This window comes from Leucobacter japonicus, assembly GCF_001273855.1.
GTDB lineage: Bacteria > Actinomycetota > Actinomycetes > Actinomycetales > Microbacteriaceae > Leucobacter > Leucobacter japonicus.
In genome coordinates this window covers 1-15,631 of record NZ_JHBX01000082.1, presented here as the reverse complement: position 1 = coordinate 15,631, position 15,631 = coordinate 1, and the positions used below count along the sequence as shown (strand labels likewise).

14 protein-coding genes are annotated in these 15,631 nt (G+C 67.6%); 9 read left to right on the top strand and 5 right to left on the bottom strand.

Annotation, left to right across the window (positions count from 1 at the left end; translation table 11 throughout):
* Window positions 1-49: 49 nt before the first annotated feature.
* Genes AMS67_RS04405 through AMS67_RS04390 form a run of 4 tightly spaced genes read right to left on the bottom strand, consistent with a single transcriptional unit; the run spans window position 50 to window position 4,708 of the window.
* Window positions 50-1,045, bottom strand: coding sequence for an ABC transporter permease (locus AMS67_RS04405; RefSeq protein WP_053386298.1), 996 nt, complete (start codon window positions 1,043-1,045; stop codon window positions 50-52).
* Window positions 1,038-2,060, bottom strand: coding sequence for an ABC transporter permease (locus tag AMS67_RS04400; protein ID WP_053386297.1), 1,023 nt, complete (start codon window positions 2,058-2,060; stop codon window positions 1,038-1,040). Before AMS67_RS04400 ends, AMS67_RS04405 begins: the two co-directional genes overlap by 8 nt.
* Window positions 2,057-3,607, bottom strand: a complete 1,551-nt coding sequence (locus AMS67_RS04395; RefSeq protein WP_075201231.1) for a sugar ABC transporter ATP-binding protein — start codon at window positions 3,605-3,607, stop codon at window positions 2,057-2,059. Before AMS67_RS04395 ends, AMS67_RS04400 begins: the two co-directional genes overlap by 4 nt.
* 24 nt (window positions 3,608-3,631) lie before the next feature.
* On the bottom strand, window positions 3,632-4,708 hold the full coding sequence (locus tag AMS67_RS04390; RefSeq protein WP_053386296.1) for a substrate-binding domain-containing protein: 1,077 nt from the start codon (window positions 4,706-4,708) through the stop codon (window positions 3,632-3,634).
* A gap of 203 nt (window positions 4,709-4,911) precedes the next feature.
* On the opposite strand from AMS67_RS04390, the gene AMS67_RS04385 reads away from it, so the two are divergent.
* The 9 genes from AMS67_RS04385 (at window position 4,912) to AMS67_RS04345 (ending at window position 14,389) form a co-directional block, all read left to right on the top strand.
* Entirely contained in the window at window positions 4,912-6,060 is a 1,149-nt protein-coding gene (locus AMS67_RS04385; RefSeq protein ID WP_053386300.1) for a Gfo/Idh/MocA family protein, read from the top strand.
* A gap of 49 nt (window positions 6,061-6,109) precedes the next feature.
* Window positions 6,110-7,024 (top strand): sugar phosphate isomerase/epimerase family protein, encoded by a 915-nt coding sequence (locus AMS67_RS04380; RefSeq protein ID WP_053352853.1) that lies wholly within the window; start codon window positions 6,110-6,112, stop codon window positions 7,022-7,024.
* Window positions 7,025-7,026: 2 nt separating this feature from the next.
* Window positions 7,027-7,788, top strand: coding sequence for an SDR family NAD(P)-dependent oxidoreductase (locus AMS67_RS04375; protein WP_053352854.1), 762 nt, complete (start codon window positions 7,027-7,029; stop codon window positions 7,786-7,788).
* A complete protein-coding gene (locus AMS67_RS04370) occupies window positions 7,785-8,924 on the top strand; it encodes an aldose 1-epimerase family protein (protein WP_053386295.1) in 1,140 nt (379 codons plus the stop codon). The genes AMS67_RS04375 and AMS67_RS04370 overlap by 4 nt, the downstream gene beginning before the upstream one ends.
* On the top strand, window positions 8,921-10,141 hold the full coding sequence (locus AMS67_RS04365; RefSeq protein ID WP_053386294.1) for a CaiB/BaiF CoA transferase family protein: 1,221 nt from the start codon (window positions 8,921-8,923) through the stop codon (window positions 10,139-10,141). Before AMS67_RS04370 ends, AMS67_RS04365 begins: the two co-directional genes overlap by 4 nt.
* Window positions 10,138-11,277, top strand: a complete 1,140-nt coding sequence (locus tag AMS67_RS04360) for a type 2 periplasmic-binding domain-containing protein (RefSeq protein ID WP_053386293.1) — start codon at window positions 10,138-10,140, stop codon at window positions 11,275-11,277. Before AMS67_RS04365 ends, AMS67_RS04360 begins: the two co-directional genes overlap by 4 nt.
* Entirely contained in the window at window positions 11,274-12,065 is a 792-nt protein-coding gene (locus tag AMS67_RS04355) for an enoyl-CoA hydratase/isomerase family protein (protein ID WP_053386292.1), read from the top strand. The genes AMS67_RS04360 and AMS67_RS04355 overlap by 4 nt, the downstream gene beginning before the upstream one ends.
* Window positions 12,066-12,143: 78 nt before the next feature.
* The gene (locus tag AMS67_RS04350) at window positions 12,144-13,322 is read left to right on the top strand and encodes a fumarylacetoacetate hydrolase family protein (protein ID WP_053386291.1); all 1,179 of its coding nucleotides are present in this window, start codon (window positions 12,144-12,146) and stop codon (window positions 13,320-13,322) included.
* Window positions 13,323-13,324: 2 nt separating this feature from the next.
* The gene (locus tag AMS67_RS04345; RefSeq protein WP_053386299.1) at window positions 13,325-14,389 is read left to right on the top strand and encodes a LacI family DNA-binding transcriptional regulator; all 1,065 of its coding nucleotides are present in this window, start codon (window positions 13,325-13,327) and stop codon (window positions 14,387-14,389) included.
* A 158-nt stretch (window positions 14,390-14,547) separates the two neighbouring features.
* Here the strand turns inward: AMS67_RS04345 and AMS67_RS04340 are convergent.
* Window positions 14,548-15,631: aldehyde dehydrogenase family protein (locus AMS67_RS04340; protein ID WP_053386290.1), on the bottom strand; the 1,084-nt coding region annotated here is incomplete at its 5' end.

Sequence of the window (15,631 nt, the reverse complement as noted above, 5' to 3'; positions counted from 1 at the left end):
GTGCTTTCGTGTGGGGGCGGGTGGAGGAGCGAGGTGAGCGGCGGTCGAATCAGCGGCTGTGGGATCGGCCGTAGAGCGCGACGACGACCAGGATGATGGCGCCGTAGACCATGTCTTGCACGGTGACGCCGAGATTGAAGACGACGACGAGGGTCGACACCTGACCGAGCACGAGTGCGCCGGCGAGGGTGCCGAGCACTGACCCACGCCCACCGAAGATCGAGGCGCCACCGACGACGACGGCGGCGACCGAGCTGAGGAGGTACGGCGCTCCCATCATCGTTTCGGCCTGGTTGTAATAGCCGACGATGACGATCCCGGCGAACCCGGCCAGCACGCTGCTCAGCATGTAGCCCGAGATGCGGATGCGCGCCACCGGTTGGCCCGTGAGATGTGCGGTCGCCTCCGACGAGCCGACGAGGAAGAGGGCGCGCCCCCACCCGGTCCATCGCAGCAGCGCGTGCAGCAGCAGCATGAGCACGAGTGCGAGTGGCACCACGGCCGCGATCGAAGAGCCGAGGAACGGCAGCTTCGTCGAGGTCATGGCCTTCAAGAAGTCGGGCACATTGGTGAGCTCGGAGAGACTGAAGTTGAGCAGGAGCACGCCGAAGAGCAACCCGTTCATCGCGATCGTGGTGACGATCGGGGTCAAGCCGATCTTGGCGATGACATATCCGTTCACGAATCCGATGACGGCGGATGCGGCGAGGGCGGCGATCAGGGCGAGTACGGGGCCGAGCGTGGCATTCCAGGTGAGAAAGGACAGCGCGGCGAACGCAATGGTGTTGGGAACCGAGAGATCGATGCCGCCCTGGATCACGGCGATCGTCTGCCCGAAGGAGGCCACCGCGAGAATCGATGCGAATGTGACGGTCGTGATGAGCCCGTCGAGGGTGAATAGACTCGGCCGAATCACGCCACTCGCGATGAAGAGCACGATGAATGCGATGAAGACCCATGCGCTCGTGGGAATGCCGCGCAGCAGGGAACGGCCGCCGGGGCGCGGCGTCGCGGCCACGGCCTGGCCGGGAAGTGTGTCAGTCATGGTGTCCTCCTTGGGCGAGTGCCTTCCGGGTGCTGATCACGCGGACCAGTACGGGAATGGCGACTACCGCGAAGATGATGAGCGCGTTGATGATGTACTGCCAGTACGAATTGATGCCGGCGAAGAAGAGCAGGTTGCCGACCAGGCCGAGCGTGATCGCTGCGGCGATCGTGCCCAGCACCGAGCCGCGCCCACCCGCGAAGCTCGCACCCGAGAGTGCCACCGCCGCGATCGACGTGAGCAGGTAGGAGTCGCCGCTGCGGGGGTCGCCGGTCACCGTCGATCCGGCGAGGAGTACGGCGGCGATCGACGCAAGTGCGCCCGAGAGCATGAATGCGCCGAGGATCGCCATGCGCGAATTGATGCCCGCCGCCTGCACGGCATCGCGGTTCGACCCGACGCCGTAGATCTGTCGCCCGAACGCGGTGCGCTGCAGCACGAACCAGACGAATACGGCGACGAGGATCAGCCACACGAGTGCCATCGGGAGGTACGGGAGCGCCTCGCCGCTCGTCACGTTGAAGACGGTCTCGCTCAGTGCACCGCCGGGGCGGTCGAGCACGGTGCGCGCGATGGCTCCGATGATGAACGTGCTGGCGAGCGTGACGGCGATGGCCGGTAGCCTGCCGAAGGCGACGAGCAGTCCGTTGAACAGGCCGCACGCGATCCCGATGAGTACGGCGAGCACGAGCGCCACCGGGCCGGGGAGCGCCGCGAGGCTGGTCGCGAAGACGACGTTGCAGAGGCTGATAATTGCGCCGATCGAGATATCGATGCCGCCGATGAGCACGATGATCAGCTGTGCGAGTGCCGCGATCGCCAGGGGGACGACGAGGTTTGCGGCGGATTGCAACTGGAACCGGGTGAGCAGGCTCGGGTTCACGGCGAGATAGATCGCGATGAAGAGCACGAAGGCGATGACGGGCGGTGCGGCCCCCTCGTGGAGTGAGCGCTGCACCCAGATCGGGAGCGAACGTCGCGGCGCGACGGGCGCGAAGATGGTGCCGGTGGTCATGAGTGTGCCGCCATTCCTACGGCCGCGCCGACTACGGCGTCGGCGGTGATTTCGGATCCCGCGAGTTCTTGCACGACGCCGCCCCGGTACAGCACGGCGACGCGGTTGCAGAGGTGCACGAGCTCTTCGACCTCGCTGGAGAACCAGACGATGCCGACGCCGGATTCGGCCAGTGCGATCATGGCGCGATAGAGCTCCTGCTTGGCGCGCACGTCGATGCCCCGTGTGGGGTCGTGCAAGATGAGCACGCGTCGATCGCGGTCGATCCAGCGACCGAAGACGAGTTTCTGCTGGTTGCCGCCCGAGAGCGCCCCGGCAGCTTCGAGCGGCCCCCGCGTGCGCACGCTGAGCGCGTGCAGCACGCCGTCGATCCACCCCTGCTGCCGACGGAGCAGCGGTGCACCGCCCGAGCCGGTGAGCGAAAGCCATGGGGCGAACAGGTTTTCGCCGACGCCCAGTTCGAGCGCCAGGCCCTCGGTCTTGCGGTCTTCGGGCACATACCCGAGTCCCGCTTTCACCGCACGACGGGGGTTCAGCTTGCCGACGGCAGCGCCGGCAACTTCCCAGTGCTCCGCGGTCGCGGGAACGGCTCCGAACAGGGCTCGCAGCAGTTCCGTCTGCCCTTGGCCCTGCAGACCGCCGATGCCGAGGATCTCTCCGCCACGGACGGTGAGCGACACGTCGCTCAGTCTGTTCGACTGCAACCCGCGCACGTCGAGCACGACCGGTGCGTCGTCGGGTACGGTCGGTGCCGGCGGGAACTGCTTCTGCGTTTCGCGACCCGCCATCATCGTGATGAGGGAATCCTCGGTCCATTCGCCCCGCGCGAAGGTGCCGACGGCCGCGCCATCGCGCAGCACGGTGCCGCGGTCGGCGATGACCTGCAACTCCTGCAGCCGGTGCGTGACGTAGATGACCGCACTGCCGGTCGCGGTGATGTCACGGATGCGGTCGAAGAGCCATTCCACGCCGGGTGGCGTCAGGGCGCTGGATGCCTCGTCGAGAATGAGGAGTTTCGGGCGGGCGGCGATCGCACGTGCGATCTCGACGAGTTGCCGGTCGGCGAGCAGCAGCGTGCCGAGTCGCGCATGCGGGTCGATGTGCGGCAGGTGCAACTGCTCGAGGATCTCTCGAGCGCGCTGCAGGGCTCTGCCAGGGGAGAAGAGGCGCGCCGACCCGACCTCGGGCAGTGCGAGATTCTCCGCGACGGTCCATTCGGGTACCAGCGCGATCTCCTGATACGCGCAGGCGATGCCGACCGCCCGAGCGCGAGCGATGCTGCCGCCTTCCAAGTGCTGGCCGTCGATCGTGACCGTGCCGTTCGTGGGCACCACGGCGCCGGAGAGAATCTTCGACACGGTGCTTTTGCCGGCGCCGTTCTCACCGACCAGCGCGTGCACCTCGCCTGGCTGACAGGTGAAGGTGACATTGGCGACGGCGGTCACCGCGCCGTATTGCTTGCTGAGGTCCTGCGCCACGAGGAGTGGCGCAGGACGGCCGGTCGACGTCGGCTGTGCGACGTCGACCGGACCGATCTGCTGGGTCATCTGTGCCTCCTCGATGAATCGCAGTTACTGCTTGGCGAACTCGAGGTACTCGTCGAGCGTGATGTCGAGACCGGGGAAGTCGTAGCCCAGCTGGAAGTTGTCGGGCATATCGGGCTGGCAGAAGTCGGCCGCGTTCTCGGTCGTGATCTCCGCTGGAGCAAAGTACTGCTCCTGGTCGATCTTCTCGCCCTTGAGCAGCTTCACGGCCTGCTCGAGCCCCTTGGCATAGATGGCGGGCTGACCGAAGACCATATTGCCGGTGAGCCCGGCGTCTGCGTCGTCGACGAGCGTGCACGCCTCGGCGTTGTAGCCGGAACCGCCGACGACAGGCACGAAGTCGATGTTCGCGTCGGCGAAGGCTGCCGGGACGCCCTGGCCACCGGTCAGGAACGAGTACACGCCTCCGACATCCGGGTGCGACTGCAAGATCTGCGACATCGTCTGCTGCGCGTCGGCCTCGTTCCACCCGTTCGCTCCCTCCGCGACGATGTTCACGCCGGCGTCGGTGAGGACTTTCTTCACCGTCGGCATGGACGTGTCGTTGAGCGGCACGCCGGCGACGCCCTCGAGTACCACGACGTCCTTGTTGTCGCCGAGTTGCGAGACGAGCCATTCGGCACCGTTCTTGCCGGCGCTCGCCCAGTCGGTCGAAACCGTGTAGACGTAGTCGTTGTCGTAGGGGCCACCGTTGGCGAAGACGGGAATCCCGGCCGCCTTGGCCTGCGAGATCGCCGCGTCTGCGCCGGTCGCCGAAGCGGGGTCGAAGAGGATGGCGTCCACGCCCTGCGCGATGAGGTTCTGGATAGCGGCGTTCTGCTGAGCCGCGTCATTGTCGTTCGTGCGAACGATCTTGAGTTCGACCGAGTCGCCGTAATCGCGCGCGGCGAGTGCCTGCATCGCCGCGAGGCCGGTCTCGCGCCAGGCCTGGCCGCCGAGAGGCTGCTGGAAGCCGATGACGAACTTTTCGCCGTCCCCGCCTCCGGCGCTCCCACCGGAGCCTCCGCCCTCGGCGGGTGCTGAACTGCAGGCCGCGAGGCCGGCGGTGAGGGCTGCGATCGCCGCGATGCCGAGGCCTCGAGCGATGGTGCGTGAGTGCTGCATGCTTTCTCCTTTGAAATCAAACTGCGTGGTGCAGGGTTCCTGGCGACGATGCCGGGAGCGTTTCCCCGTGGTTTCGGGAACGTGTTGACGAACGCTGCGTGGTGACACTAACATCAAAATGGCAGCGCTGCCAATAGCGCTAACATAACGACTGTGAAATGATGGCCGCGGCGCTCACGCGCAACTTCAAGGAGGAAGTGCAGATGACATCAACGGAGACGCTCGAGGCGTCGCGCTCGGTTCGGAGCGCGGCATCACTCGGTCTCGAACCCGACGCCCCAGTGCGGGCGCGGACGCATGCGATCGGGGCAATCGGGGCCGGCGCGATCATGGCCGATCAGCACCTCGAGGCCTACCGGCAGGCCGGGTTCCCGGTCGTCGCGATCGCTTCCCGAACCCGCGAGAACGCGGCGGCGGTTGCCGCACGCTATGGCATCGATACGGTGCACGCGTCGCCGCGGGAGTTGATCCTCGACCCGCGTATCGAGATCGTGGACATCGCGTTTCCGCCCGATCAACAACCCGAACTCATCCGCTTGGCGCTCGCTCAGCCCCACGTGCGCGCGGTGCTCGCGCAGAAGCCGCTCGCGCTCTCGCTCGACGACGCGATCGCACTGCGCGATGAAGCTGCCGCGGCCGGCAAGATCCTCTCGGTCAACCAGAACATGCGGTACGACCAGTCGATCCGCTCGCTCAAGCAGCTTTTGGATCGTGGGGCGCTCGGCGACCCCGTCTTCGCCGCGATCGACATGCACGCGGTGCCGCACTGGCAGACGTTCCTCGCCGAGTACGATCGACTCACCCTCGCGAACATGAGCGTCCATCACCTCGACGCACTCCGCTACCTTTTCGGTGAGCCCGTCGATATCTACACCGCCGGGCGACCCGACCCCCGCACCGAGTTTCCGCACACCGACGGCATCGTCGCGTCGACGCTGCGCTTCGAAAACGGCGTGCTGGCGGTCTCCCGCGAAGATGTTTGGGGCGGACCGCGCCACGAGGGCTTCGATTCCGACTTCTGCATCTCCTGGCGGGTCGAAGGCACCGAGGGCGTTGCCCGCGGCACGATCGGGTGGCCCGACGGCGCCCCTTCGACCATCAGCTTCGCCTCGGCACGCGAGACCGACGGCGAGTGGGTCACACCCGAGTGGGAGACCCACTGGTTTCCGCACGCCTTCATTGGCGTGATGGAGCAGGTGCAGCACGCCCTCGACAGCGGCGAGCCGCCCGCGCTCACCGTCGCCGACAACGTGCGCACGATGGCGCTCATCGAAGCGGGGTATCGCTCGCTCGACGAGCGTCGTGCCGTGCGACTCGACGAATTCGCGCTCGATCCCTCGCAGTCCCACTGACCGTATTCACCCACACCCCCAACACGGAACGCAAAGGAGCACTTCCACCATGATTCAGATCGGCATCTTCTCGGGCTACTTCCCCTACGACCTCGAGACCACCGCGCAGAAGATCCAGGAGCTCGGCCTCAATGCGGTGCAGCTCGACCTGCACTTCAAAGACATCGATCTCTCATCGGGCCAGATCACGAAGGAAAAGGCGAAGCGCGTGCAAGACACGTTCCGCGACCACGATGCGCCGATTTGCGCGATCTCGGGCTACACGAACATCGTGCACCCCGACCTCGACAAGCGGCGCTCGAACGTTGAACGTCTGAAAGAGATCATTCGCAGCGCCCGCGACTTCGGTACCCCCTACGTGATCAGCGAGTCGGGCACGTTCAACGCCGAGAGCGAGTGGGATCACGATCCGCACAACCGAAGTGAGGACGCCTACGAGCAGGTGCGCTCGGTGCTCACGGAGCTCGCCCAGGAAGCGTGGGATCACGGCGCCACGTTCCTGCTCGAGACCTACGTCAACAATGTGGTCGGATCGGTTCGCGAGACGTCGCGGGTGTTCAACGACATCAATCATCCCGGTCTCGAACTGCTCATGGACCCGACCAACTACTTCGACGCGAGCAACATCGACGATCAGGCAGGCGTCCTGAACGAGGTCTTCGACACGCTCGGCGACCGGGTTCGCATCGCCCACGCGAAAGACGTGAAGCGAGCCGGAGACGACAAGAGCGAGAAGCACGCCGACATCGGCGATGACGACGCGCTCGCCTCGCACACCTTCCGCGGCGTGGGAGAGATCGAATTGCCTGCGGCGGGTCTGGGTTCCCTTGACTACGACCTGTATGTGCGTCGCCTGTCGGAGCGCAACCCGAACGTGCCGCTCATCATCGAGCACCTCGATGAGTCGGATGTGCCGCGCGCCAAGGAGTTCCTGCGCGAAGTGCTGAAGCGTCAGGGCGTCTGAGCATGCCGACCACTGCATCACCCGCCTCCCGCTCCGCGTTCGTCACCGGAGCGGGAGGCGCCCTCGGGCGCGCAATCGCGCTGCGCCTGGGCCAGGACGGCTACGCGGTCGCGGTCGTGGGACGGGGCGCCGAGACGCTCCGCGAAACGGCGGCCCTGCTCGATGAGCACGGCATCACCAACCTGGTGATCGAACTCGATCTGCGCGACACCGCAGCGATCGACGCCGCCGTTGATCGCGCCGAGCGCGAACTCGGACCGGTCGAGGCCATGATCAACAATGCCGCCATCTACCCGGCCACCCCGTTTCTCGAGATTCCGCTCGCGGAGTACGAGGATGTGCTGCGAGTGAATCAGATCGCCTACTTCGCCGGGGCGCAGGCCGCGGCGAAGCGCATGGTGCCGCGCGGTCGCGGAGCGATCGTGAGCATCGGGTCGATCACCTTCCACGGGGGGTGGGAACACCTGGTGAGCTACGTCTCCACCAAGGGGGCCGCAGTCGGGCTCACTCGTTCGCTCGCGCGTGAACTCGGGCCGACGGGGGTGCGGGTCAACGCGGTGTCTCCCGGCGCCTTCCCGACGAAAGCCGAGGAGATCAACGGCGATCCCGAGACCTACAACCGAGCGGTCATCGAGAAGCAGTCGATCAAGCGCCGCGGGCGCAACGAGGAGTTGGCATCGGTGGTGTCGTTCCTCGTCGGCGACGACGCCTCCTTCGTGACCGGGCAGACGATCAACGTCGACGGCGGATGGGTGATGGAATGAGCGCGAACGATTGGTACGGCGAAGCCGTGCGGCTCTCGACTGGGGAGCTGCGCCGGCGCAGCGGCGATCTCGCGGCGTTCGCGGAGATTCGCGAAGTCACCCGGTCGAACGGGCAGGAGCGCGGCGTGCGCTCGCTGCAGATCCGCAATGCAGATGGGCTCGAAGTCGAGGTGCTCACCGACCGGGCCTTCGATATCGGCGATGTGCGCTACCGCGGCGTGCCTGTTTCGTGGCGCTCGGGCAACGGGTACCGCCACCCGTCGCTGCACGAGGTCGAGGCTGAAGACGGTCTTGCTTGGCTGCGCACGCTCGACGGCTTCCTGGTGAGCGGTGGACTCGATCACGCACTCTTCGGCGGCGAGTACGACGCAAGTCATTACCATTACCCGCCCAAGCAGACCGTGCGCCATGGATTGCACGGGCGCCTCAGCTCTCTGCCGGCGCGGCTGCTCTCCATCGAGGAGGATTGGCAGGAGAACGGCGGGGTGCTTCGCGTTCGGGGTGAGGTCGTGCAGGCGACATCGTTCGGCGAGCACCTGCGGTTGCGCCGCACGATCGAGGTCGACGTGTTTGGCAGCGGGTTCTGCATCGACGATGAGGTCGAGAACCTCGGCTTCGAGCGCACCCCGCACATGTTCCTCTATCACATCAATATCGGGTGGCCCGTGGTCGATGCGGGCTCCGAATTCCACGGCGCGGTCGAGGGGCACCTCTGGCAGTCCGATTCGGTGGCGGATCAGGGCGCTCCGTTCGATCGCCTCATCGCACCGAAGCGAAACTTCGTCGAGCAGGTGTGGGAGCACGCGCTCGCCGCCGACGAGTCGGGCCGCCACCGGGTCGCGCTGATCCGCAGCGACGGCGAATTCGGGATCGAGCTCGACTGGGATGCCGCAGGGATGCCGCACTTCTTCGAGTGGCAGAACCTGCGCGAGGGCCAGTACGGCGTCGGGCTCGAACCGTCGACGCACCACGTCTCGGGTGAGGCCGCCGCGCGCGCAGACGGATCGATGACCTGGCTCGAGCACGGCGAAAGTCGCCGGTACCGCACTGCCGTCACGCTGCTCGACGGCGTCGAAGCCACCGCTGCCGCGCGCTCGCGCGTGCAGTCCATTGCAAGGAAAGAAGGATCCGCATGACCACCTCGAACGGTGTGCTGAGCGGCTATCGCGTGCTCGATTGCTCCATCGCGATGGCGGGGCCGTTCGCGGCGCAGCGCCTCGGCGACCTGGGGGCGGATGTGGTGAAGGTCGAACCGACCACGGGGGAGTGGCAGCGTCACACCCCCGCCGGCGGGGTCACCGGCAACAAAGTGAACGTGTCGTTCCTGTCGTTGAATCGCAACAAGCGATCGCTCGCCGTGAACCTGAAGGACCCGGAGGGACGCGCCCTGCTCGCGGATCTCGTCGCGGAGTCAGACGTCTTCCTGCAGAACTATCGCCCGGGAGTCGCGCAGCGTCTCGGCGTCGACTACGAGTCGTTGCGGGCGATCAATCCGTCGATCGTCTACGTCTCGATCTCGGGCTACGGCGAAGACGGGCCGTATCGCGACCGCCCCGGCCAGGATCTGCTGCTGCAGGCCATGTCGGGCGCGATGCTGTCGACGGGAGCCGTCGGGCAACCGCCGCAGGCCGCGGGCCAGTACCTCGCCGATGCGGTGACGGCCTCGACCGCGTTCGAAGGGGTGCTTGCCGCGCTCCTGCACCGCGAACGCACCGGCGAGGGCCAGCTCGTCACGGTGAACATGCTGGACGCGATCACGACGCTGCAGATGCAGGAGCTGTCGGTGTACACCGTTGGCGGGGTGCCGCAGAAGCGCAGTGCCCAGCCGCACGCGCACGTCTACATTCGCTCGCCCTACGGTTCGTTCCGCACGCAAGACGGATACATCGTGCTCGCGTTCCCGCCGCTCGAGGTGCTCGCCGACCTCTTCGGCGACGAGTCGCTGCGCGGTCTCGACGATGAGCAGGCGGCGTGGAGCATGCGCGATGAACTGTTCGCGAAAACGGCGCGCGCGCTCGAAACCCGCACCAGTGCGGAGTGGCTGGCGCTGTTCGCCGAGCGCGGGGTGTGGGCCGGGCCTGTCTACTCGTACGAGGATCTCGTGAACGATCCCCAGATCGCCCACAATCAGACGTTCGTGGAGTACGACCACCCGACGGAGGGTCGGGTCAAGACTCCGGGCTTCCCCTACCGGTTCTCGCAGTCGCCACCTGCCGTGTATCGCGGCGCACCGCAGACGGGGGAGCACAGTCGCGAGATTCTCACGGAGCTCGGAAGGTCGAGCGCCGACGTCGACCGGTTGATCGCCTCGGGTGTCGTCGCCCAGCTCGAGGAAGCGCTGGAACTCCCATGAACACCTATCGCGGTCTGACCTGGGATCACCCGCGCGGCCGAGTGTGGCTCGAGGCCGCATCCGTGCTGTGGCGCGAACGCGGCATCGACGTGACCTGGGATGCGCAGCCACTGGAGGGGTTCGAAGCCCACCCGATCGACGATCTCGCGGATCGCTACGACCTCATCGTGCTCGATCACCCCCACGTCGGCGATGCGCTCGCCACGGGGTCGCTGCAGTCGATCGAGTCGGTGCTCGGGGCCGACGATCCACTGTTCTCGACCGGCTACGTCGGGCCGACGCTCGCGTCGTATCAGAGCGCCGGGGAGACCTGGGCGCTGCCGATCGACGCGGCGGCTCAGGTGAGCGCGCGCGATGCGCGCGTGGTCGCCGAGGCGCCCGAGACGTGGGGCGATGTCGCGGCACTAGCCGGGAAGCAACCGGTCGCGCTCAGCCTGGCCGGCCCGCACGCGCTCATCACGCTGTTCTCGGTCACGGCCGCACTGGGTGCGCCCCCGGTCGACGCACCCGGCGAGAGCTGGGTGCCGGATCGCGTCGCGCTCGAAGCCTTCGACCTGTTGCGGGCCGTGCACGCTTACGCGCGACCGGAGTACGCCGAGCTGAACCCGATCGGGCTCCTCGAACGCGTCGGCTCAGACGACCCGCTCGTCTACGTGCCGCTCGTCTTCGGATACGTCAACTACTCGCTGCCCGATCGAGCCACTCCCGTCGCGTTCGGTGCCGCGCCCGCTGCAACGCCCGGCGAAACCCCGGGTTCGACGATCGGCGGCACCAGTGTGGCGATCAGTCGTCGCGCCGACATCTCCGACTCGCTCCGCGCGTACCTGCGCTGGCTGGCCGCGCCCGCGACGCAGCGTCGGATCATTCCTGAGTTCGCCGGGCAGCCGGCGGCAAGCGCCGCATGGAGCGACGCCGAGGTCGACACCGCCGCGGCGCGATTTTACTCGGCGACGCGGAGCACCATCGAAGCCTCCGTCGTGCGCCCCCGGTACGCAGGGTTCCCGGAATCCCAGCTCGCGGGCTCCGCGATCGTGCGCGCGGCGCTCGCCGCAGAGCTCAACCCGAGCGACGCGGTCAGCGCGCTCGCCGATCTCGCTCGCCGCTCGCGCGAGCCCGTTCTGGGAGGTCGCTCATGACCCGTATCACCGAACTCGCGACTGAGCAGATCGGCGTCGAACTCGCCGATCACACCCTGACGATCACGCTGCAGCGTCCGGAAAAACTCAATGCCGTCACCCCCGAGATGTCGTACGCCCTCGAGGCGATCGCCCACGCCGCGAACGACGACCCCGAGGTGCGCGTCGTGATCCTGACAGGCGCCGGCGAGCGCGCCTTCTGCGCCGGCAGCGACATCCGCTCGCTCGACGCGTATGCGACGCCGTGGGAATTCCGCAACCGCACAGACTATTGCGACGCGTTGCACCAGCTGCGCAAGCCGATCATCGCGGCGATCAACGGTTACGCGCTGGGTGGCGGCCTCGAAACCGCACTGATCTGCGACATCCGCATCGCTGCCGAAACGGCGCAGCTCGCGGCACCCGAGGTGAAACTCGGGTGGATCGGCGGCGGTGGCATGAGCGCATTCCTCGCCGCCGCAGCCGGTCCGAGCAACGCGGCGATCATGACCATGACGGGCGACATGATCGACGCGGAAACCGCGCAGCGCTGGGGCATCGTGAGTGAGGTGGTTGCCGGAGACCGGTTGATCCCGCGCGCACGTGAGCTCGCCGCGATCATCGCTTCGCGCCCCCCGATCGCCGTCGAAACGGCGAAGGCCAACATTCGCGCCGCATACAACCTGCCGCAGGAGCAGGCCGTCGCATACGAGCGCGACCTGCAGACCGTCGCCTTTGCGACGGAGGATGCCGCGGAGGGGCGTCGCGCCTTCGCCGAGCGCCGCAACGCCACCTTCACCGGGCGCTGACCCACGGCTCCTGCGGCCGCAACGCCGCGAGCCGCCGCACTGCCGCACACTTCTCGCAACGATCGAATAGGACGTCCAATGTCTGCTTCCTGGCACCTCACCCTCGCCGACACACTGCCCGATGATCACGCTTCCGCCACGCTCATCGGCCGTGTCTGGGACCCGGCGGTCTCGGGCCCGAGCCCCGTCCTCGTCACGGGTGACGCGGTCTACGACCTGTCGCGCTCGTTCGCGACCGTGAGTGATCTCATGCTCGCGGACGACCCGGTACAGGCCGCTCGAGACGCGCGCGGCGCCGTGCTCGGCCACCCCGCCGACATTCTCGCGGCGACCCTCGATGCCGACGCTGACGCCGTGCGGTTCCTGTCGCCGGTCGACCTGCAGGCCGTGAAAGCGGCTGGCGTGACGTTCGCGGTGTCGATGCTCGAGCGAGTCATCGAGGAGCGGGCGCGCGGCAACGCCGAAGAAGCCGATCGCGTGCGCGCCCAGGTGCTCGACATGATCGGGGGTGACCTGCGCGCGGTGCAGCCCGGGTCGGCCGCCGCGCAGCAGCTCAAGGAGTACCTCATCGAGCAGGGGCTGTGGAGCCAGTATCTGGAAGTCGGGATCGGCCCCGACGCCGAAATCTTCACCAAGTGCCCGGTGCTCGCCTCGATCGGCACGGGGTCAGAGATCGGCGTGCTCCGGGCCTCGGCGTGGAACAACCCGGAACCCGAGATCGCCTTGATCGTCGACCCCGTAGGCCGCATTCTCGGCGCGACGCTCGGCAACGATCTCAATCTGCGCGACGTCGAAGGGCGCAGCGCACTGCTGCTGCCGAAGGCGAAAGACAACAATGCCTCCGGATCGCTCGGCCCCTTCATCCGCTTGTTCGACAGCGGATTCACCCTCGACGACGTGCGCAGCGCAGCGGTGCACCTGCGCGTGGAAGGCGCGGACGGGTTCGTGCTCGACGCGCAGTCGGACATGACGCAGATCAGCCGCGATCCCGAGGACCTCGTGCGTCAGCTGCTCGGACCGCAGCACCAGTATCCCGACGGGGCGGCGCTGTACCTCGGCACGCTGTTCGCGCCGACGGAGGATCGCGGCGAACCGGGGGCCGGATTCACGCACCGTGTCGGCGATGTCGTACGAATCTCGTCGCCTACACTGGGGACACTGGTCAATCGGGTCGCCTACAGTGAAGACTGCGCTCCGTGGCAATTCGGAGTCGGCGCGCTGATGCGCAATCTGGCTCGGAGAGAACTCCTGGGGTGAACATGCACGGTGAGAGTGAGAAGCGCGCGAGTCGGCGATCCACCCGCAGCGTCACGCTCTCCGAGGTCGCCGCGCACGCCGGGGTGTCGCCCCAAACCGTCTCGCGCGCGATTCGCCAGCCCGATGTCGTCTCCGAAGACACCCTGGAACGCGTGCAGGAGTCGATTCGCGCTACCGGATATGTGCCGAATCTGGCGGCGAGTAACCTCGCGTCGAACCGCAGCCGTACGATCGCGGTGCTGATTCCGGCAGTATCGGCCTCGGTGTTCGCCGAGACCGTGCAAGGGCTCGAAACGGTGCTCGCACCCCACGGCTACCACCTCTTCATCGGCACTACCGAGTACAGCCTGCAGCAGGAGGAAGACATGCTGCGTGCCTTCCTCGGCCGGCGCCCCGACGGCATCGTGCTTGTCGGCACCGAGCACAGCCCGGGAGCGCAGACACTGCTGAACGCGGCCCAGGTGCCGGTCGTCGAATCGTGGGAACTCACCCAGCACCCCGTCGACTCGGTCGTGGGATTCTCCAACTACGCCGCGATGAGCGGGCTCATCGAGCACATTCACGCCCTCGGCTACCGATTCCCCGTGCTCGCCGGTCAGTTCGCCGGGGGCGACGTGCGCGCCCTGCGCCGTCGGGCCGCATTCGAAGACGGCATGCGCCGCCTGTTTCCGCAGGTGCCCGTGCGCATTCTCGACTCGGGCGCCGCCGGAGTGAGTATGGAAGCCGGGCGCGACCTGTTTCGACAGGCGCGCGAGCAGCTGCCGCAGGCCGACGTGATCATGTTCGCGAGCGATGTGTTCGCCTCGGGCGCCGTGCTCGAAGCCGTGCGATCAGGAGTCGCGATTCCCGGCGACGTGGGCGTCACCGGATTCGGCGGCTTCGAACTCGGTCAGCACCTGACTCCGTCGCTCACCACCGTGCTCGTTCCGAGCCGGCGCATAGGGGAGGAAGCGGGGCGCGTCTTGCTCGAGCGCATCGAGGCCAACCGCGCACCCGCGACGCCGACGATCGTCGATGTGGGGCACACGCTCGTCACGGGTGAGAGCACGGCCCCGCAGCACGCCTGATCGCGCCGCTTTGCCGCCGCCGCTCCGTTCTGCCGCTCCGCCGCTCCGCCCTGTTGCGGATCGGGGTCACTTCGGACCGGTGCGGACGCTGAAAAGCGCCGGCACACCGGTCCGAAGTGACCCCGATCCGGCAAGGTGCGCGGGCCGCAGGGCGGGGGCTACCGCCAGCGGTCTCCCCACGACTGGGATTCGCCGGCCGGGGCGATCTGCTGCGGCACGCCGAGCGGGTTGTCGTCGCGGAGCGCTTCGGGGAGCAGCGCGGCGGGGGCGTTTTGGAACGCGACGGGGCGCAGGAAGCGGGTGATCGCTGCGGTGCCGACCGAGGTTGAGGCATCGTTGGTGGTCGCGGGCCAGGGGCCGCCGTGCTGCTGGGCGGGGGTGACCGCGACACCGGTCGACCACCCGTTGAAGAGCACGCGGCCGACCTGGTTCGCGAGGGCCGCGACGAGTGCGCGCAGGGCGTCAGCGTTCTCGGTCTCGCCGGTGGCCTCGGCGGCGCTCAGGTGCACCGTGCCCGAGAGATTGCCCTCGTAGAACTCGGGCATGAGCGCGGCGAGGTCCGTGCCCTCGGGCACCTCGACGAGGATGGAGAGTGGGCCGAACGACTCCTCGAGGAGCGCCTCGCGGCCGGCGCGGAAGTCGTCGAGTGCGATCGAGACGATAGTCGGCGTTACCCAGCCCTGACCGTCATCGTCGAAGCGGATGCCGCCGGCGATGACGGGTCGTGCGCCCGCGGTGCCGAGCACGGCGGTGCGACGCTCGTCGTAGCTCTGCGCGATGCGCGGGTCGAGCAGACGATGCTCGGGCACATCGGTGGCATTGGCGAGGATCGCATCAGCGAGCGAGCTGCCGACGGGCACGAAAGCGAAGCCGGGCTTGGTGCAGAGCTGGCCCGCGGAACCGGCGACGCTGGTGAGGTACCCCGTGGCGATCTCATCGGCGCGCTCGGCGATGGCGTCGGCGGTGATGAAGACCGGGTTCACGCTGCCGAGCTCGCCGAAGAACGGGATCGGTGCGGGGCGGTTTGCCGCGATGTCGGCGAGCAGTCGACCGACGCGGATGGACCCCGTGAATGAGCCGGCCTTGATGCGCGGATCCTTGAGCACCTCGACGCCGGCTTCGCGGCCGTGGATGAGCTGGAACGCGCCATCGGGCATCCCCGCCTCGGCGAGCGCGCGAGCGGCGACCTCGGCGGTCGCGTCTGACAGCTCGGCGTGGCTCGAGTGGGCTTTGACGATGAGG